The 16,913-nt window shown below is 60.8% G+C and carries 16 protein-coding genes and 1 riboswitch; of the genes, 9 read left to right on the forward strand and 7 right to left on the reverse strand.

What is annotated here, in order from left to right; translation table 11 throughout:
* Positions 1 to 38 precede the first annotated feature (38 nt).
* Positions 39 to 749 carry an ATP-binding cassette domain-containing protein gene (locus KHA73_RS06810; RefSeq protein WP_234589866.1) on the reverse strand — a complete coding sequence of 237 codons (711 nt, stop codon included), beginning with the start codon at positions 747 to 749 and terminating at the stop codon, positions 39 to 41.
* A gap of 1,082 nt (positions 750 to 1,831) precedes the next feature.
* Between KHA73_RS06810 and uvrB the strand changes: the two genes are divergently transcribed.
* Both uvrB and KHA73_RS06820 read left to right on the forward strand, forming a co-directional pair.
* On the forward strand, positions 1,832 to 3,847 hold the full coding sequence (gene uvrB, locus KHA73_RS06815) for an excinuclease ABC subunit UvrB (protein ID WP_234589867.1): 2,016 nt from the start codon (positions 1,832 to 1,834) through the stop codon (positions 3,845 to 3,847).
* Between the two features lie 113 nt (positions 3,848 to 3,960).
* Positions 3,961 to 4,218 carry a VF530 family protein gene (locus tag KHA73_RS06820; protein ID WP_234589869.1) on the forward strand — a complete coding sequence of 86 codons (258 nt, stop codon included), beginning with the start codon at positions 3,961 to 3,963 and terminating at the stop codon, positions 4,216 to 4,218.
* Between the two features lie 15 nt (positions 4,219 to 4,233).
* Here the strand turns inward: KHA73_RS06820 and KHA73_RS06825 are convergent, their stop codons facing one another.
* Positions 4,234 to 5,151: a gluconeogenesis factor YvcK family protein gene (locus KHA73_RS06825; RefSeq protein WP_234589870.1), complete on the reverse strand. Its 918-nt coding sequence runs from the start codon at positions 5,149 to 5,151 to the stop codon at positions 4,234 to 4,236.
* Positions 5,152 to 5,612: 461 nt separating this feature from the next.
* A riboswitch (molybdenum cofactor riboswitch) is annotated at positions 5,613 to 5,757 on the forward strand.
* On the opposite strand from KHA73_RS06825, the gene moaA reads away from it, so the two are divergent.
* From moaA to KHA73_RS06855, 6 genes are all read left to right on the forward strand, one after another.
* Positions 5,744 to 6,730, forward strand: coding sequence for a GTP 3',8-cyclase MoaA (gene moaA, locus KHA73_RS06830; protein ID WP_234589871.1), 987 nt, complete (start codon positions 5,744 to 5,746; stop codon positions 6,728 to 6,730). Its footprint overlaps the riboswitch before it by 14 nt.
* 81 nt (positions 6,731 to 6,811) lie before the next feature.
* On the forward strand, positions 6,812 to 7,327 hold the full coding sequence (gene moaB, locus KHA73_RS06835; RefSeq protein ID WP_234589872.1) for a molybdenum cofactor biosynthesis protein B: 516 nt from the start codon (positions 6,812 to 6,814) through the stop codon (positions 7,325 to 7,327).
* A 3-nt stretch (positions 7,328 to 7,330) separates the two neighbouring features.
* Positions 7,331 to 7,810: a cyclic pyranopterin monophosphate synthase MoaC gene (moaC, locus tag KHA73_RS06840; protein WP_234589873.1), complete on the forward strand. Its 480-nt coding sequence runs from the start codon at positions 7,331 to 7,333 to the stop codon at positions 7,808 to 7,810.
* Positions 7,807 to 8,052, forward strand: a complete 246-nt coding sequence (gene moaD / locus KHA73_RS06845) for a molybdopterin synthase sulfur carrier subunit (RefSeq protein ID WP_234589874.1) — start codon at positions 7,807 to 7,809, stop codon at positions 8,050 to 8,052. Before moaC ends, moaD begins: the two co-directional genes overlap by 4 nt.
* 2 nt (positions 8,053 to 8,054) lie before the next feature.
* Complete coding sequence (moaE, locus tag KHA73_RS06850) at positions 8,055 to 8,522, forward strand: molybdopterin synthase catalytic subunit MoaE (RefSeq protein ID WP_234589875.1); 468 nt, start codon at positions 8,055 to 8,057, stop codon at positions 8,520 to 8,522.
* Positions 8,523 to 8,653: 131 nt separating this feature from the next.
* On the forward strand, positions 8,654 to 9,364 hold the full coding sequence (locus tag KHA73_RS06855) for a Bax inhibitor-1/YccA family protein (RefSeq protein WP_004939761.1): 711 nt from the start codon (positions 8,654 to 8,656) through the stop codon (positions 9,362 to 9,364).
* A 168-nt stretch (positions 9,365 to 9,532) separates the two neighbouring features.
* On the opposite strand, the gene KHA73_RS06860 is transcribed toward KHA73_RS06855, so the two are convergent.
* The 5 genes from KHA73_RS06860 to cecR are packed head-to-tail and all read right to left on the reverse strand — an operon-like array spanning position 9,533 to position 15,253.
* A complete protein-coding gene (locus KHA73_RS06860; RefSeq protein WP_234589876.1) occupies positions 9,533 to 10,639 on the reverse strand; it encodes an ABC transporter permease in 1,107 nt (368 codons plus the stop codon).
* A gap of 12 nt (positions 10,640 to 10,651) precedes the next feature.
* Positions 10,652 to 11,809, reverse strand: a complete 1,158-nt coding sequence (locus tag KHA73_RS06865; protein ID WP_234589877.1) for an ABC transporter permease — start codon at positions 11,807 to 11,809, stop codon at positions 10,652 to 10,654.
* The gene (locus KHA73_RS06870; RefSeq protein ID WP_234589878.1) at positions 11,806 to 13,542 is read right to left on the reverse strand and encodes an ATP-binding cassette domain-containing protein; all 1,737 of its coding nucleotides are present in this window, start codon (positions 13,540 to 13,542) and stop codon (positions 11,806 to 11,808) included. The genes KHA73_RS06865 and KHA73_RS06870 overlap by 4 nt, the downstream gene beginning before the upstream one ends.
* An 8-nt stretch (positions 13,543 to 13,550) precedes the next feature.
* Positions 13,551 to 14,537 (reverse strand): secretion protein HlyD, encoded by a 987-nt coding sequence (gene hlyD / locus KHA73_RS06875; RefSeq protein ID WP_234589879.1) that lies wholly within the window; start codon positions 14,535 to 14,537, stop codon positions 13,551 to 13,553.
* Between the two features lie 17 nt (positions 14,538 to 14,554).
* The gene (cecR, locus tag KHA73_RS06880) at positions 14,555 to 15,253 is read right to left on the reverse strand and encodes a transcriptional regulator CecR (RefSeq protein WP_234589881.1); all 699 of its coding nucleotides are present in this window, start codon (positions 15,251 to 15,253) and stop codon (positions 14,555 to 14,557) included.
* 302 nt (positions 15,254 to 15,555) lie between these two features.
* On the opposite strand from cecR, the gene rhlE reads away from it, so the two are divergent.
* Complete coding sequence (gene rhlE / locus KHA73_RS06885) at positions 15,556 to 16,908, forward strand: ATP-dependent RNA helicase RhlE (protein ID WP_234589882.1); 1,353 nt, start codon at positions 15,556 to 15,558, stop codon at positions 16,906 to 16,908.
* Positions 16,909 to 16,913: the final 5 nt, after the last annotated feature.

Genomic DNA, 16,913 nt, shown 5'->3' on the forward strand with positions numbered 1-16,913 from the left:
CGCATGGGGGAAGCCGGGCCTCCCCCCATGCACCTTCCTTATATCGCCAGATAGGCATCTATCAATTCCTCGTCCAGCTGTTCCAGCGGGCCGTGCGCCACGTCGCGCCCGTTGTCCATCAGGCAAAAGCGATCCGCCACTCGCCGCACGAACGGCAGCTTGTGCTCCACGAGCAGGATAGTCATGCCCAACTCGCGGTTGAGCTTGCGGATCGCGCTGCCGATGTCTGCGGCGATGGAGGGCTGCACCCCCGCCGTCGGCTCGTCGAGGATCAACAGCTCCGGCTCCAGCACCAGCGCGCGGCCGATCGCCAGCCGCTGCTGCTCTCCGTCGCACAAATCGCCGGCGCGGCGGCCGCGCATCTCGCGCAGGCTGGGGAACAGGCTGTAAATCAGCGGCGGGATGCGGCGCGTTTTATCGCGGCCGGCCATTAACGCCACCTGCAGATTTTCTTCCACGCTCAGCTGCGAAAATATCTGCCGCCCCTGCGGCACATAGCTGATGCCCAGCGCCGTGCGGGTTTCCACCGGCTGTTGCAACAGGTTTTGCGGCGGCTCATTGGCCAGTTGCCAGGTCATGCTGCCGCTGACCACCGGCAGGTGGCCCATGATGCAGTTGACCAGCGTGGTCTTGCCTACGCCGTTGCGGCCGATCAGCACGGTGCACTGGCCGCGCGGCAGCTCCAGGTTGATATCCCACAGGGTGTGGTTTTGCCCGTAAAATTGGTTTACTGACCTCAAACTTAACATCCGGCATTCTCCTCAAAGACCCGTATTCACTCGTGGATAGGCGCCCGACAGGCAGACGATCGAGCCTCAGCATCCCTGTGTTAATCCACTTCCCGTTACTGCGCCGCGTTAGCGGTTTATTTCCCGAGTGTCTTAAAGTCCCGAATAAAATGCCGCTCTGATGGCCTGAATGGAACCGGTCAGCAGCAGAATATACAGGTCAAAATGGCAGTTACCGGCGATTTATTCACGCTCTTGCGCCATATGGCAGTATTGCAACTCCCAGGCCAACTTTTTCCAACGGCGAAAAGCGGCGTTTGTTATTGCGGTGTTAACCGATTTTCAGGCGGGCGCGAGCCTGGCGGCGGAGAGCGAAATTCTGGGGAAAGTTAACGCGGACACTTTTTGCACTCTTCCGGTGCCGATGAGCGGGGTTATGGTGCAAACCCTTTCGCCGTTTGCGGCGAGATGACGAGCAGGTTGCCGGGAATGTGTCGAATGCCATTTTGGCAATGGGGATTTTTAGCATTAATCGGCATAAACAAAGCGATATTTTTATGAAAAAATAACTAAAAAAGCCGTTTAGGCGCCAGGAAAAGGCGAAAAGCGTTCTTTCTGCAACTCCCGTCAGGGGCGGGGCGGTGAGAGTTATCCACTATTCCTGTGGATAACCTTGTGCATTAGATTTAGAAAAGCGGCGTAAAGCGAGAGCGGACGCGGGTTCTGTGCGCTTTGTCCGCATTCTCGTCTTTTTATTAAATTCATTAAATATCAATGTTTTATTTAAAATCAAGCCACCAGTGCATTGAGCTGGTTTCTATGTATGATTTTTCGCCGCAGTGCTATCAATAAGTTAATTTGTGGCGTGTTCTGGGGATAAATCTGTTATTGACAATAAAAATGTCATGGCTCTGTCACGCTTAAGGTGCATCTCCGCCCTGCGGCATGCGCTAAAGGCGACGAATCAGCTTGAAGCTGGTTTTATATCCAGTATCATAAGCACTGGCGCAAATCGCCACCGCTTTCCATAATTAGGGGCCATTCGCTGCACATCAGCCGGGTGGCCGCCTGAGCGCGCGCATCTCCACAGGGTAGCCGAGCCAATGAGCAAAATTTTCAAACTGCATTCAGATTTCAAACCGGCCGGCGATCAGCCGGAAGCCATCCGCAAACTGGAAGAGGGGCTGGAAGACGGCCTGGCGCACCAGACGCTGCTGGGGGTGACCGGTTCGGGCAAGACGTTCACCATCGCCAACGTGATAGCCGATCTCAACCGGCCCACGATGGTGCTGGCGCCGAACAAGACCCTGGCGGCGCAGCTGTACGGTGAGATGAAAGAGTTCTTCCCCGAGAATGCGGTGGAGTATTTTGTGTCTTACTACGACTACTACCAGCCGGAAGCCTACGTGCCCAGCTCCGACACCTTCATCGAAAAAGACGCCTCGGTGAACGAACATATCGAGCAGATGCGGCTTTCGGCCACCAAGGCGCTGCTTGAACGCCGCGACGTGGTGGTGGTGGCGTCGGTCTCGGCGATCTACGGCCTGGGCGATCCGGATCTGTACCTGAAGATGATGCTGCACCTGACCAAGGGCATGATCATCGACCAGCGTTCCATTTTGCGCCGCCTGGCGGAGCTGCAGTACAGCCGCAACGATCAGGCGTTCCAGCGCGCCACCTTCCGCGTGCGCGGCGAGGTGATCGACATCTTCCCGGCCGAATCGGACGAGCTGGCGCTGCGCGTCGAGCTGTTCGACGAAGAGGTGGAGCGGCTGTCGCTGTTTGATCCGCTGACCGGGCAGATCGAACAGGTGGTGCCGCGTTTTACCATTTACCCCAAGTCGCACTACGTGACGCCGCGCGAGCGGATCATACAGGCGATGGAAGAGATCAAGGTCGATCTGGCCGACCGCCGCAAAGTGCTGCTGGCCAACAACAAGCTGCTGGAAGAGCAGCGCCTGACCCAGCGCACCCAGTTTGATCTGGAGATGATGAACGAGCTGGGCTACTGCTCGGGCATTGAAAACTATTCACGCTACCTGTCCGGCCGCGGCGAGGGCGAGCCGCCGCCGACGCTGTTTGATTACCTGCCGGCGGACGGCCTGCTGGTGGTCGACGAATCCCACGTCACCATTCCGCAAATCGGCGGCATGTTCAAAGGCGACCGTTCGCGCAAAGAAACCCTGGTGGAGTACGGTTTCCGCCTGCCTTCGGCGCTGGATAACCGCCCGCTGCGCTTTGAAGAGTTCGAAGCGCTGGCGCCGCAGAGCATCTACGTCTCCGCCACGCCGGGCAAATACGAGCTGGAGAAATCCGGCGGCGATCTGATCGATCAGGTGGTGCGCCCCACCGGGCTGCTGGATCCGCTGGTGGAAGTGCGCCCGGTCACCACGCAGGTGGACGATCTGCTGTCCGAGATCCGCAAGCGGGTGGCCGTCAACGAGCGCGTGCTGGTGACCACCCTGACCAAGCGCATGGCGGAAGACCTGACCGAGTATCTGGAGGAGCACGGCGAGCGCGTGCGTTACCTGCACTCGGACATCGATACCGTGGAACGGGTCGAAATCATTCGCGATCTGCGCCTGGGCGAGTTTGACGTGCTGGTGGGCATCAATCTGTTGCGTGAAGGGCTCGACATGCCTGAGGTGTCGCTGGTGGCGATTTTGGACGCGGACAAAGAAGGCTTCCTGCGTTCCGAACGCTCGCTGATCCAGACCATCGGCCGCGCGGCGCGTAACCTCAACGGCAAGGCGATCCTGTACGGCGATCGCATCACCGATTCGATGGCCAAAGCCATCGGTGAAACCGAACGCCGCCGCGCCAAGCAGCAGGCCTACAACGAAGAAAATGGCATAGTGCCGCAGGGGTTGAACAAGAAAATCGGCGATATCCTGCAGCTGGGCCAGCCGGGCAACCGCAGCAAAAACAAAGGCAAGAGCAACAAGGTCGCCGGCAGCGGCGAACAGTATCAAAGCCTTACGCCGAAGGCGCTGGATCAGAAAATCCGCGAGCTGGAAGGGCAGATGTATACCCACGCGCAGAACCTGGAGTTCGAGCAGGCTGCGGCGCTGCGCGACGAGATCCATCAGCTGCGCGAGCAGTTTATCGCCATTTCTTAAGGCGCAGGGGCAGCGGATGTCGTTTCAGGAAGGTTAGCCCTATAAATCTCTTGTCGCACCCGGCAAAGCTGATTATGGTGTGCGGCCTATTTTGACCAGGATGAGCATTGATCATGACCGAACACCAGTCCAAAGACCCGCTGCACGGCGTTACGCTGGAACAACTGTTGAACAAGCTGGTGGAGCAGTACGGCTGGTCCGGGCTGGCCGAACGCATTCGCATCAACTGTTTCAGCAGCGATCCGAGCATCAAGTCCAGCCTGAAGTTTTTGCGCCGCACGCCCTGGGCGCGCAAGCAGGTGGAAGATCTGTATATCGATATGCTCAGCCGCGCCGCCAGCGATAACCCCTGGCTGCGCGGGCGCGATTGAGATAATGCGGATGTGTCAGGCGCGGGCGGCGAGCTCCACCAGCGCCTGATCCAGCGCCTGGCGCAGCAGCTGGCGGTCGTGACGGTACCGGATATCGCTGGCTTCCAGCGGCTGTTGAATCACCACCCGATCCTGCACTTCACTGGCGTCTACGCCCGGGCCGACGATCACCGCATCGATCATCTGGCGGCCGATTTTCTCTTCCATCAGCACCAGCTTGTCTTTCAGCGACAACGCCGCGGCGGCCACGCTCAGCTCGCGGCCCAGGTTACCGATATAAATCATATTGGCGCTGCTGCGGCGCAGGGCCTGGGTGAGGTCATCCAGCAATAACAGCGGCATCAGGCTGGTCAGGAAGCTGCCCGGCCCGATCAGGATCACGTCCGCCTGGGCGATGGCGTCCAGCGCCTCACGCGTGGCGCTGACGGGCGGCGACAGCATCAGCTCCTGCGGCATATCGGTCAGCTGATCGACGTTGACCTCGCCGTAGATATGGTTGCCTTCGTGATCGTGCGCCATCAGGTCTACCGGCTGCTCGGACATTGGGATCAGGGCGGCGTCCACTTTCAGCAGGCTGCGCACCAGATTGATCGCCTCCAGCGGCCGCACGCTGAGATGATCCAGCGCTTTCAGCATCAGGTTGCCGAGGTTGTGGCCAGAGAGCTCGCCGTTGCCGCTGAAGCGGTATTCGAACATCGCCGAGGCGACGCTCGGCTCGGTGATCAGCTGATTGAGGCAGTTGCGGGTATCGCCCCAGGCAATGCCGCCTTCCGAACGGCGTATGCGGCCAGTGGAACCGCCGTTGTCGGTGGTGGTGACGATGCCGGTTAAGCGGGATCCTAAAGACGACAGGGCTGACATTACGCGGCCAAGGCCATGGCCGCCGCCTAATGCCACCACTCTATCGAGATCGGCCAGGGTACGATTACGCATAAATTTCCTTACAAAGGGGCTGAACTGCCCGCATAAAGTAGCGGATCCGGCGTAAAAACGCGATATACCCGTCATACTTGAGGTTGCCTCCGTGTTGGCGGCATTCAGTGACGTGGCCCGTCCATGGGCCACGCCCCTTCAGGGCCGCTGCAAGCAGCGTTCAAACCTGCTCCCGGCAGATTTGTCACCCCAGTCACAGACTTGAGTAAGCGCCTGCACATTCCCGCTCTTGCCGTCGGCAGGCAACGCCAATTATTTAGGGTAAAAAGAGCGTCATTTGCGTGATTCTGGTCAATGCGTCTGCGCAGCCGGCGTTTATTATGGTTTAGCAGCATGCGCGGCACGTAAAAACGCTGTATACACAATTATATAGCGAAATTCCGCGTTGGCTATCGCCGGTGTTTAGCGCTAGAATTCTGCTGAAAACCACGGTTTCGTTCCGGCTACTCCGGCAGCGGGGATTGAAACCAAAACTCCTAGCCCCTGGGCCTACGTCGTTCTCGCAGAACGATATGGCGCTTGGGCCGTGGCGAAGTCAGCCACCAGGGCGCAGAGTGGAAACGCTCGCGCCTCCCGACTTTGGAAAGGTGTTATGGTGCCGCAACTCATTGATGCTTATGAGCGTAAGTTCTATTACTTGCGCTTGTCGATCACCGACGTGTGCAATTTCCGTTGCACATACTGCTTGCCCGACGGTTACAAACCCGCCGGCAGCCCCAAATCCTTCCTGTCGCTGGACGAAATCCGGCGTGTCAGCCGCGCGTTTGCCGAACTCGGCACCGAAAAGGTGCGTTTGACCGGCGGCGAGCCTTCGCTGCGCCGCGACTTTACCGAAATTATCGCCGCGGTGCGTGAAAACCCGGCCATCCGCACGCTGGCGGTGACCACCAATGGCTACCGGATGGCGCGCGACGTCGCCGGCTGGCGCGAAGCCGGCCTGACGGCCATCAACGTCAGCGTCGACAGCCTTGATGCCCGTCAGTTTCACGCCATTACCGGCCAGGACAAGTTCCACCAGGTCATGGCGGGCATCGACGCCGCCTTCAGCGCCGGGTTCAGCAAGGTCAAGGTCAACGCGGTGCTGATGCGCGACGTCAACCATCAGCAGCTCGGCGCCTTTCTGCACTGGATCAAGGACCGCCCGATCCAACTGCGCTTTATCGAACTGATGGAGACCGGCGAAGGCGGCAGCCTGTTCCGCAAGCACCATGTGTCCGGCGAGGTGATCCGCCTGCAGCTGGAGCAGCAGGGCTGGCAACACCAGCAGCGCGGCCGCAGCGACGGCCCGGCGCAGGTGTTCAGCCACCCGGATTACCAGGGTGAAGTCGGGCTAATCATGCCGTATGAAAAAGATTTCTGCGCCAGCTGCAACCGGCTGCGGGTGTCCGCCATCGGCAACCTGCACCTGTGCCTGTTCGGCGAGCAGGGCATCACGCTGCGCGACCTGCTGGCGGATGACGGCCAGCTGGATGAACTGAAGGCGCGCATCCAGAGCGGCCTGCTCAGCAAAAAGCAGACCCACTTTCTGCATCAGGGCAACAGCGGAATTACGCAGAACCTGTCGTTTATCGGCGGCTGATACCGGCCTGTTTCACGCCGCGGTGCCGTGGGCTGCAGCATGAAATCTGTTGGGTATCCCATAACAGGAGCATAGTGAACAATGAGCCAGGCGAGCAGTGAATTTATTTCGGCCAACATCGCCATTTTGACCGTCTCGGACAGCCGCGGCGAAGCGGAAGACACTTCGGGGCAATACCTGCAGGAAGCAGCGCAGGAGGCCGGGCATCTGGTGGTGGATCGCGCCATCGTCAAAGACAACCTCTATCAGATCCGTGCGCGGGTATCAGCCTGGATCGCCGACGATCGCGTGCAGGCGGTGCTGATCACCGGCGGCACCGGTTTTACCGCACGCGACAACACGCCGGAAGCCCTGCTGCCGCTGTTCGATCGTGAAGTCGAAGGCTTCGGCGAGCTGTTCCGCATGGTGTCTTACGAAGAGATAGGCACCGCCACCCTTCAGTCCCGCGCGCTGGCCGGCCTCGCCAACCAGACGGTGATCTTCGCCATGCCGGGCTCCACCCGGGCCTGCCGCACCGCCTGGGAACGCATTATCGAAGAGCAGTTGGACGCGCGTCATCGCCCGTGCAACTTCCAGCCACATTTGAAGAAGCAATAAGCCATGACACAGCTGACCCACATTAATGCCGCGGGCGAAGCCCATATGGTTGACGTTTCCGCCAAGGCCGAAACGGTGCGTGAAGCGCGCGCCGAAGCCTTCGTCGAGATGCTGCCCGCTACGCTGGCGATGATTATCGACGGCAGCCATCACAAGGGCGACGTGTTCGCTACGGCGCGCATCGCCGGCATTCAGGCGGCCAAACGCACCTGGGAGCTGATCCCGCTGTGCCACCCGCTGATGTTGAGCAAGGTTGAAGTGCAGCTGGAGGCCCAGCCGCACCATAATCGGGTGCGTATCGAAACCTGCTGCCGCCTGACCGGCAAAACCGGCGTCGAGATGGAAGCCCTGACCGCGGCTTCGGTGGCGGCGCTGACCATCTACGACATGTGCAAGGCGGTGCAGAAAGATATGGTGATCGGCCCGGTGCGGCTGCTGGCGAAAAGCGGCGGCAAATCTGGCGATTTTAAGGTGAACGCATGATCAATATTCTTTTCTTTGCGCAGGTGCGCGAACTGGTGGGGACCGGCTGCCTGGCGATGCCGGCCGATTACCCGACGGTGGAGGCGCTGCGCCAGGCGCTGTGTGCGCGCGGCGATCGCTGGGCGTTGGCGCTGGAGTCCGGCAAGCTGCTGACGGCGGTCAACCAGTCGTTGGTGGTCAACGAACATCCGCTGCGCGCCGGCGATGAGGTGGCGTTCTTTCCACCGGTAACCGGAGGTTAATAATGGAAAATACCCGTATCCGCGTCGGTGAAGCGCCGTTCAGCGTCGGTGATGAATACCGGTGGCTCGCTCAGTGCGACGAAGATGGCGCGGTAGTGACCTTCACCGGCAAGGTGCGCAACCACAACCTGGGCGATGACGTCAGCGCGCTGACGCTTGAGCACTACCCGGGCATGACCGAGAAAGCGCTGGCGGAGATCGTGGCGCAAGCCCGCGCGCGTTGGCCGCTGCAGCGCGTAACGGTGATCCATCGGGTCGGCGCGCTGTTCCCCGGCGATGAGATCGTGTTCGTGGGGGTGACCAGCGCGCACCGCAGCATGGCGTTCGCCGCCAACGAGTTCATCATGGATTATCTGAAAACCCGCGCGCCGTTCTGGAAACGCGAGGCCACCGGCCAGGGCGACCGCTGGGTCGACGCGCGCGACAGCGATCGTCAGGCGGCGGAGCGCTGGAACAAAACGGCTAAATAACCGCTCAACAGCGGAAACAAATCAATACCTTTGCCGCTTCCGCGCAGCCGTTTCTGTGGTACGCTTATTACAGGCTGAGTCCCGGCAGATGGGGCTTTAACATCTTGTTCCACATGTAAAAGGTAACCGTCATGGACCGATATCCACGCTCTAATGGTTCTATCGTCGAACGTGCCAACAGCGGCATTCAGGCTTATATGGCGCAGGTTTATGGCTGGATGACCTGCGGTTTGCTGCTGACGGCGTTCGTTTCCTGGTACGCGGCCAATACGCCCGCGATCCTCAACTTCATCTTCTCCAGCCAGATCACCTTCTTTGGCCTGATCATCGCGCAGCTGGCGCTGGTGTTCGTGATTTCCGGCATGGTCAACCGCCTGAGCGGCGCGGTGGCCACCTCGCTGTTCATGCTGTATTCGGCGCTGACCGGGCTGACGCTGTCGAGCATCTTCATCGCCTATACCTACAGCTCAATCGCCAGCACCTTCGTGGTCACCGCCGGCATGTTCGGCGCCATGAGCCTGTACGGCTATACCACCAAGCGCGACCTGAGCGGCTTCGGCAGCATGCTGTTTATGGCGCTGATCGGTATCGTGCTGGCTTCGCTGGTGAATATCTGGCTGAAAAGCACCGCGCTGATGTGGGCGATTACCTATATCGGGGTGGTGGTGTTCGTTGGCCTGACCGCTTACGACACCCAGAAGCTGAAAGCGATGGGCGAGCAGCTGAATGCCGACGATAAAGACGGCTTCCGCAAATACGCCATCGTCGGCGCGCTGACGCTGTATCTTGATTTCATCAACCTGTTCCTGATGTTGTTGCGTATCTTCGGCAACCGCCGCTAAATCCGTCGTCTTTCAAGCCGCGGCGTTGTTGACTGCGCTCGCATACCCCAGTCACTTACCTAAGTAAGCTCCTGGGGATACACGAGCTGGTCGCCTAGCCGCAGCTTGAAATCCATAGGATTTACTGCGAATGAAAAGACTCTGCGATTCTTATCGCAGAGTCTTTTTTTATGCGATTTTGCGGCGGAACATGGCGTAGGCGGCGCTGCCGGTGGTGGCGGTAATCACCAACAGCGGCCACAGGCTGTGCCAGATGATGCCGAAGCTGGCGTCCTTCAGGTAAATCTGTTTGGTGATGTCGGTGAAGTGGCGGATCGGATTAACCCAGGTCAGGTTCTGCAGCCACACCGGCATGTTCTCCACCGGTGAGACGTAGCCCGAGAGCAGAATGGCCGGCATCATAAACACGAACACGCCGATAAACGCCTGCTGCTGAGTGGCGCACAGCGAAGATATCAGCAGGCCGAAGCCCACCAACGACAGCCCGTAGATCAGCATGGTGGCGTAGAACAGCAGCAGCGAGCCGGCGAACGGGATCTGATACAAAAAGATGCCGATCAGCAGCACGATAGAGGCCTGGAAGGTGGCGACGATCAGCGCCGGCACCGCTTTGCCGATAAATATCTGCCAGGTGGTCAGCGGCGAGACCAGCAGCTGTTCCAGCGTGCCCTGTTCACGTTCGCGCGCTACCGACAGCGAGGTGACGATCAGTACGCCGATGGTGGTGATCATGGCGATCAGCGAAGGCACCACGAACCACTTGTAGTCCAGATTCGGGTTATACCAGTTGCGCACCACCAGCTCGCTGTTGTTCGGTTTGGCGCGGCCGCCGATCAGCTCGTTTTGATAGTCCTGCACAATCTGCTGCACGTAGTTGGCGGCGATCTGCGCGCTGTTGGAATTGCGCCCGTCGAGCAGCAGCTGCAGCGGCGCGGTGTTGCCGCTGGCGATATCGCGCGAGAACTGCGCCGGGAAACGGATCAGCAACAGAGCCTTTTGGTTGTCGATGGTGGTCTTGATCTCCTGCGGGCTGCGCAGCAGCAGCACATGAGAAAACGCCTTGGCCTTGGCGAAGCGTTGGGTCAACTCCACCGAAGCCTGCCCGCCGTCTTCGCTGTAGACCGCTATGGTGGCGTTGGTCACTTCCAGCGTGGCGGCGAACGGAAACAGCAGCACCTGCAGGATCACCGGCATAATCAGAATGGCGCGGGTTTGCGGATCGCGCAGCAGCGACTGCATTTCCTTGACGATTAACGTCCACAAGCGGTGAAACATTTTTCTTTCCCCTTAATCCAGCCGCCGCTGGGTTTTCCAGGCCGTCAGGCCGATAAACACCACCGCCGAGGCGATCAGGAACAGCAGGTTAATCAGCAGCACCGTGCCGACGTTGCCCGCCAGAAACAGCGTCTGCAGCGTGCTGACGAAGTAGCGCGCCGGAATGATGTAGGTCACGGCGCGCACGATGGCCGGCATGCTGTCGATCTGGAAAATAAAGCCGGACAGCATGATCGACGGCAGAAAGGCGGCGTTCAGCGCCACCATCGCCGCGTTGAACTGGTTGCGGGTGATGGTGGAGATCAGCAGCCCCATGCCGAGGGTGCTGGCGAGGAACAGGCTGCTGATGACGAACAGGATCGGCAGCGAACCGCGGTAGGGCACGCCGAGCACCCAGACCGACACCGCCATGCACAGCGCCATGGCGATCATGCCGAGGAAGTAGTAGGGCACCAGCTTGGACAACAGCAGCTCGCTGCGCGTCACCTGGGTGGAGAGCAGCGCCTCCATGGTGCCGCGCTCCCACTCGCGGGCGATCACCAGCGAGGTGAGGATGGCGCCGATCACCGTCATGATGATGGTGATGGCGCCGGGAATGATGTAGTGCCGGCTGATGGCCGCCGGGTTGAACCAGTAGCGCATTTGCACGTCGATCAACGGCGGGTCTTTGCGCCCGGCGTCGGCGGCGCGCTGCTGCTGCCAGATTTGCCATACCCCCTGGGTATAGCCCTGCACGAAGTTGGCGGTGTTCGGCTCGCTGCCGTCGGTGATGATTTGAATCGGCGCGCCGGCGTGCGGCCGCGCCAGCTGCTGGTCGAAATCGTTGGGGATCACCACCAGCCCACGAATAGCGCCGGCCTGCATCTGCTGGATCAACCGCTGACGGTTGTCGCTGATGGTCGGTTCGATATAGGGCGAACCGGCGAAGGCATTGGCCAGATCGCGCGCGTCTTCGCTCTGCTGCTCCATCAGGATGCCCAGCCGCAGCTTGCTGGAGTCCAGGTTGATGCCGTAGCCGAAGATGAACAGCAGCATCAGCGGGATGACGAAGGCGATCAGCCCGCTGCTGGGATCGCGCAGGATTTGCCGGGTTTCTTTCAGGCACAGCGCACGCAGCCGGCGCCAGGAAAAGCCGCCGTCGTCAATCGGGGTCTTCTGGTTATCGCTCACCGTCGTTCCTCCTCGTCGTAGCCCTGCACCAGTTCGATAAACGCCTGCTCCATGGTGGGGTTGGGGTTATCGTCGCGGGCCACCTGCTGTTTGAGATCGTCCGGCGTGCCGGCGGCGATGATCTTGCCGCGGTACACCAGCCCGATGCGGTCGCAATATTCCGCCTCGTCCATAAAGTGGGTGGTGACCATCACCGTGACGCCTTTGTCGACCATACCGTTGATGTGCAGCCAAAATTCGCGGCGGGTGAGCGGATCGACGCCGGAGGTCGGCTCGTCGAGAAACAGGATATCCGGCTCATGCATCAGCGCGCAGGCCAGCGCCAGCCGCTGCTTGAAGCCCAGCGGCAGCGAATCCGGCGTTTGGTTGAGGATAGGCCCGAAGTTAAAGGCGCGGGACATCTCGCCGATTTTGTCACGCTGCGCCTTGCCGTTCAGGCCGTAGACGCCGGAGAAAAACTTCAGGTTCTGCGCTACCGTCAGGTTGCCGTACAGCGAGAACTTCTGCGCCATATAGCCCAGGTGCTGGCGCGCTTTGCCGGAGCTGGTCTTCAAATCCATGCCCAGCACCAGCGCCTTGCCATCCGAGGGCACCAGCAGCCCGCACATCATCTTGAAGGTGGTGGATTTGCCGGCGCCGTTCGGGCCGAGCAGGCCGAAAATTTCCCCACGCCGCACCTTGAAATCCACGCGATCGGTGGCGGCGAAGTCGCCGAACTTCTTGGTCAGGCCCTGGGCTTCGATCACCGTTTCGCCGCTTTGGCCCTCGGCGGTCGGCATGATCTCCGCCAGCGCCGATTTGCTGTGGGGGCCGCCGCCGAGCAGATCGATAAACGCATCTTCAAAGCGCGGATCCGCCTCGCTCAGTTCGGCGTCCGGCAGATCCAATGCCTGCAGCAGCTGCCGATGATCCTCGCCCTGTTTCAGGATCAACCGCAGGTATTTGCCCTGGATCACCCCGTCGGTCACCGCCGGCAGGCAGATCGCCCGCTGCAGCAGGGATCGGTGGCTGCCGGCCGGGGCGTCGATCAATACCGTGCGGCCGGCCATGCGCTGGGTCAGATCCTGCGGCGCGCCGCTGAACAGCAGCTCGCCTTCGTTGAGCAGCAGCACTTCACGGCACTGTTCGGCTTCGTCAAGATACGAGGTGCTCCATAGGATCAGCATGCCGTCGTTAGCCAGCTCGTGCACCATGCGCCACAGCTCGCGGCGCGAGATAGGATCCACCCCGACCCCCGGCTCATCCAGCAGCAGCACCTGCGGCTCGCCCACCAGGGTACAGGCCAGCCCGAGCTTTTGCTTCATGCCGCCGGACAGCTTGCCCGCCAGCCGCCCGGTAAAGCGGGTGAGGTCGGTGAAGGTCAGCAGCCGGTCGAAGGTCTGGGGGCGCTGAACGCCGACCACGCCGCGCAGATCGGCATATAGCGTCAGGTTCTCCATCACCGTCAGATCTTCATACAGGCCGAACTTTTGCGGCATATAGCCGAGAATGGCGTGCAGCCGGCGATCCTGCGCGATCGGATCCAGCCCGGCGACGCGCAGCGTGCCGCTGCTGGGCTTCAGTAGCCCGGCCAGCATGCGCAGCAGGGTGGTTTTGCCGGCGCCGTCCGGGCCGACCAAGCCGGTGACCGCGCCGCTGCGCAAAGTGGTGGTCAGGCTGGCGACCGCCGGTTTTTCCAACGACGGGAAGCGTTTTTCCAGCGCCTCCAGTTCGATAGTGTGCGCCTGTTCCATGAGCGTCCTCAGGGTTTGGCGAAGTGAATGGTCACCGGCATGCCCTGGCGCAGCGCGTCGTCGGCGTCGGTGACGATCACCCGCAGGCGATACACCAGATCGGTGCGCAGGTCCGGCGTTTCCACGCTTTTCGGCGTGAATTCGGCGGTGGGCGACACAAAGCCAATTTTGCCGTGGTACGGCTTGTTCGGCCGGCCGTCGGTATAGATCTCCAGCTCGGTGCCCGGCGCCGCCTTACCGAGGTTGATCTCGTTGACATAGGCGCGCACCCACACCGGCTGGGTCAGCGACAGGGTAAACACCGTGCCGCCGGCGCTGAGCATGGTGCCGGGTTCTACCGCACGGGTCAGCAGGGTGCCGGCTGAAGGGGAGAGCAGGCGGGTGTCCTGCAGATTCAGCTGCGCCTGGTCCAGCGCCGCTTCGCTCTGCGCCAGACTGGCCTTGGCCTGTTCGATTTCCTGCGGGCGATTGCCGCTGAGGTATTGCGCCAGCTTGTCCTTGGCCGCCTGCAGGTTGGCCTGCGCCTGATTGCGCGCGGTGCGGGCGTCTTCCAGCGCGTCGGCCGAGGTGGCGTTTTTCGCCCATAGCCCCTGCTGGCGCTTCAGGAAACTGTCGGCATAGCTGAAGGCCGACTGGCGCTGCGCCATCTCCGAACGCACCTGGGCGATTTCTTCGGCGCGGTAACCGGCCTGCAGCAGCGCCAGTTTGGCGCGGGCGTTGCCGACGTTGGCCTGCGCCTGCTGCAAGGCATTGCGGTAAGGGGCGTCATCCAGCTTGCCGAGCAGCTGGCCCGGCCGGATGGCGTCGCCTTCATCCACCGTCAGCGACGCCAGCCGCCCGTCAACGCGGAAGCCGAGGTTCACCGTGCGGATATCGACGTTGCCGTACAGCGTCAGCGGCCGCTCCTGCTGCTGCTGGTAATACCAAAAGCCGTAAACGGCGGCGGCGACAAGCACTATTGCCGCAACGATCAAGGCACTGCGTTTTTTGTTCATAACACTCCCTGCCTGCATTATGCGCCGTAACGCCGGCGCAGCCCGTTAACCAAAATCTCGATGTGCTCACTCAGCACTTCGCCAATCTGTTCGGCCTCATGCTCGCCGATTTGCTGCCAGCCGGCCTGGCGGCGGATGGTTTCCCGCGCCACGCGGAACGACAGCACCTCGCCGATCAGCGCATGGGTATGCAGCACGACTTTGGTCGAACCGGGGGCGATGCCGGTATAGGCCGCCAGCAGGCGGCACAGCTTTTCGTGCAGCGGCGCCACCACCTGCTGATGGATCAGCGGGTAGGCTTCGGTGGGGGAGAGCTGTTCGCGCGACATGATTTTGCTGAGGTTCAGCGTGTGCGGCTGAGTCATCAATTCGCTGAACGCCAGCAGCCCGCGTTGCAGAAAATGCAGATACTGCTCCGGCGCGCGCCGTTCGGCGGGCAGCTGCCAGAAGCGGTCAATTTCTTCGGCCAGCGGGCGAAACGCCTGCTGGATAAAGTCGGCGATCCACTGGGCGACGGCCAGGTACAGCCCCTCTTTGGAATTGAAGTAGTAGGTGATGGCGGCGATATTCTGCCCGGCGCGCTGGGCGATATCGCGGGTGGTGGCGCCCTGCAGCCCGTACTCGCCGAACATCTCGACGGCGGCGGCGATCAGCTGCTGGCGGGCCAGTTCGCCGCGTGCCCGGCTGGCGGTTTGGTTGCTCACTGAGGAAGGCATAGACCCCGCTCGTAAAAAGTTAATCAATCGTATGATTAACTTTATGCCAGATTGCGCAAAATGCAACCATTAACTCTTTGGAGTTAAACTGCGTTCTTCAGACTAGGCTGAATTTGCAGCATATTGTGCTCTCGGCGCGTAAAATTGCTTTTTCTTGTTCGACATCTGCTACAATCGCCCGCTTGGTGCACTGCAGTTTGTGCCAATCCCTCGTGGTCATGCTTAATGTCCCGTCTGATAATCCTCCCAGGAAACTGCACCGAACACTGTTAGGTTAGGGGGGATCTGGAGTTATTCTCTTTATGTCATTTGAAACCCTCGGCTTAAGTGCTGAAATTCTGCGCGCTGTTGAAGAACAGGGCTATCGCGAACCTACGCCAATTCAGCGTCAGGCTATTCCTGTCGTGTTGGAAGGTCGTGACCTGATGGCCAGCGCCCAGACCGGTACCGGTAAAACCGCTGGCTTTACCCTGCCGCTGTTGCAGCTGCTGAGCAAGCATGACCATCCGGTCAAAGGCCGCCGCCCGGTGCGCGCGCTGATCCTGACGCCAACCCGCGAGCTGGCGGCGCAGATCGGCGAAAACGTCGACGCCTACAGCAAACACCTGCGCCTGCGTTCGCTGGTGGTATTTGGCGGCGTGAGCATCAACCCGCAGATGATGAAGCTGCGCGGCGGCGTCGACATTCTGGTGGCAACGCCGGGCCGCCTGCTGGATCTGGAACACCAGAACGCGGTTGATCTGTCCAAAATTGAAATTCTGGTGCTGGACGAAGCGGACCGCATGCTGGATATGGGCTTTATCCATGATATCCGTCGCGTGCTGGCCAAGCTGCCCGCCAAGCGTCAGAACCTGCTGTTCTCCGCCACCTTCTCTGATGAGATCAAAGCGCTGGCCAACAAGCTGCTGCACAACCCGGCATCGGTTGAAGTGGCGCGCCGCAACACCGCGTCCGAGCAGATCGAACAAAGCGTGCACTTCGTCGACAAGAAGCGTAAGCGGGAACTGCTGTCGCAGATGATCGGCGAAGGCGACTGGAAGCAGGTGCTGGTGTTCAACCGCACCAAGCACGGCGCCAACCATTTGGCCGAGCAGCTGAACAAAGACGGCATCACCGCGGCGGCGATCCACGGCAATAAAAGCCAGGGCGCCCGCACCCGTGCGCTGGCCGATTTTAAAGACGGCAAAATTCGCGTGCTGGTGGCGACCGACATCGCGGCGCGCGGTCTGGACATCGACCAGCTGCCGCACGTAGTGAACTACGAGTTGCCTAACGTGCCGGAAGACTACGTGCACCGCATCGGCCGTACCGGCCGTGCGGAACGCACCGGCGAGGCTATCTCGCTGGTATGCGTGGATGAACACAAACTGCTGCGCGATATCGAGCGTCTGCTGAAGCGTGAAATCCCGCGCATTGCCCTGCCGGGCTATGAGCCGGATCCAAGCATCAAGGCGGAGCCGATCATCAACGGCCGTCAGGGTGGCGGGCGCGGTGCGCCGCGCGGTAACGGCGGCGGTCAACGCAGCGGTAACGGCGGCGGCAACGGCGGCCAGCGTGAAAACCGCGGCAACGGCAACGCCCGTCCGCAGGGCGAAGGCCAACGCCGTTCGGGCGCGCCTTCGCGCCGCCCGCGCAGTCGCAAACCGACCGAATAAGCCCA

Origin of the sequence: Serratia entomophila, assembly GCF_021462285.1 — a bacterium.
Classification (GTDB): domain Bacteria; phylum Pseudomonadota; class Gammaproteobacteria; order Enterobacterales; family Enterobacteriaceae; genus Serratia; species Serratia entomophila.

Excerpts from the sequence above, each read along its gene's own strand:
- moaB (WP_234589872.1), top strand. The coding sequence starts at position 6,812 with ATGAGCCAGGCGAGCAGTGAATTTATTTCGGCCAACATCGCCATTTTG.
- moaC (WP_234589873.1), top strand. The coding sequence starts at position 7,331 with ATGACACAGCTGACCCACATTAATGCCGCGGGCGAAGCCCATATGGTT.
- KHA73_RS06870 (WP_234589878.1), bottom strand. The coding sequence starts at position 13,542 with ATGGAACAGGCGCACACTATCGAACTGGAGGCGCTGGAAAAACGCTTC.
- KHA73_RS06855 (WP_004939761.1), top strand. The coding sequence starts at position 8,654 with ATGGACCGATATCCACGCTCTAATGGTTCTATCGTCGAACGTGCCAAC.
- KHA73_RS06810 (WP_234589866.1), bottom strand. The coding sequence starts at position 749 with ATGTTAAGTTTGAGGTCAGTAAACCAATTTTACGGGCAAAACCACACC.
- moaE (WP_234589875.1), top strand. The coding sequence starts at position 8,055 with ATGGAAAATACCCGTATCCGCGTCGGTGAAGCGCCGTTCAGCGTCGGT.
- rhlE (WP_234589882.1), top strand. The coding sequence starts at position 15,556 with ATGTCATTTGAAACCCTCGGCTTAAGTGCTGAAATTCTGCGCGCTGTT.
- moaA (WP_234589871.1), top strand. The coding sequence starts at position 5,744 with ATGGTGCCGCAACTCATTGATGCTTATGAGCGTAAGTTCTATTACTTG.
- uvrB (WP_234589867.1), top strand. The coding sequence starts at position 1,832 with ATGAGCAAAATTTTCAAACTGCATTCAGATTTCAAACCGGCCGGCGAT.
- cecR (WP_234589881.1), bottom strand. The coding sequence starts at position 15,253 with ATGCCTTCCTCAGTGAGCAACCAAACCGCCAGCCGGGCACGCGGCGAA.
- hlyD (WP_234589879.1), bottom strand. The coding sequence starts at position 14,537 with ATGAACAAAAAACGCAGTGCCTTGATCGTTGCGGCAATAGTGCTTGTC.
- KHA73_RS06825 (WP_234589870.1), bottom strand. The coding sequence starts at position 5,151 with ATGCGTAATCGTACCCTGGCCGATCTCGATAGAGTGGTGGCATTAGGC.
- moaD (WP_234589874.1), top strand. The coding sequence starts at position 7,807 with ATGATCAATATTCTTTTCTTTGCGCAGGTGCGCGAACTGGTGGGGACC.
- KHA73_RS06860 (WP_234589876.1), bottom strand. The coding sequence starts at position 10,639 with ATGTTTCACCGCTTGTGGACGTTAATCGTCAAGGAAATGCAGTCGCTG.
- KHA73_RS06820 (WP_234589869.1), top strand. The coding sequence starts at position 3,961 with ATGACCGAACACCAGTCCAAAGACCCGCTGCACGGCGTTACGCTGGAA.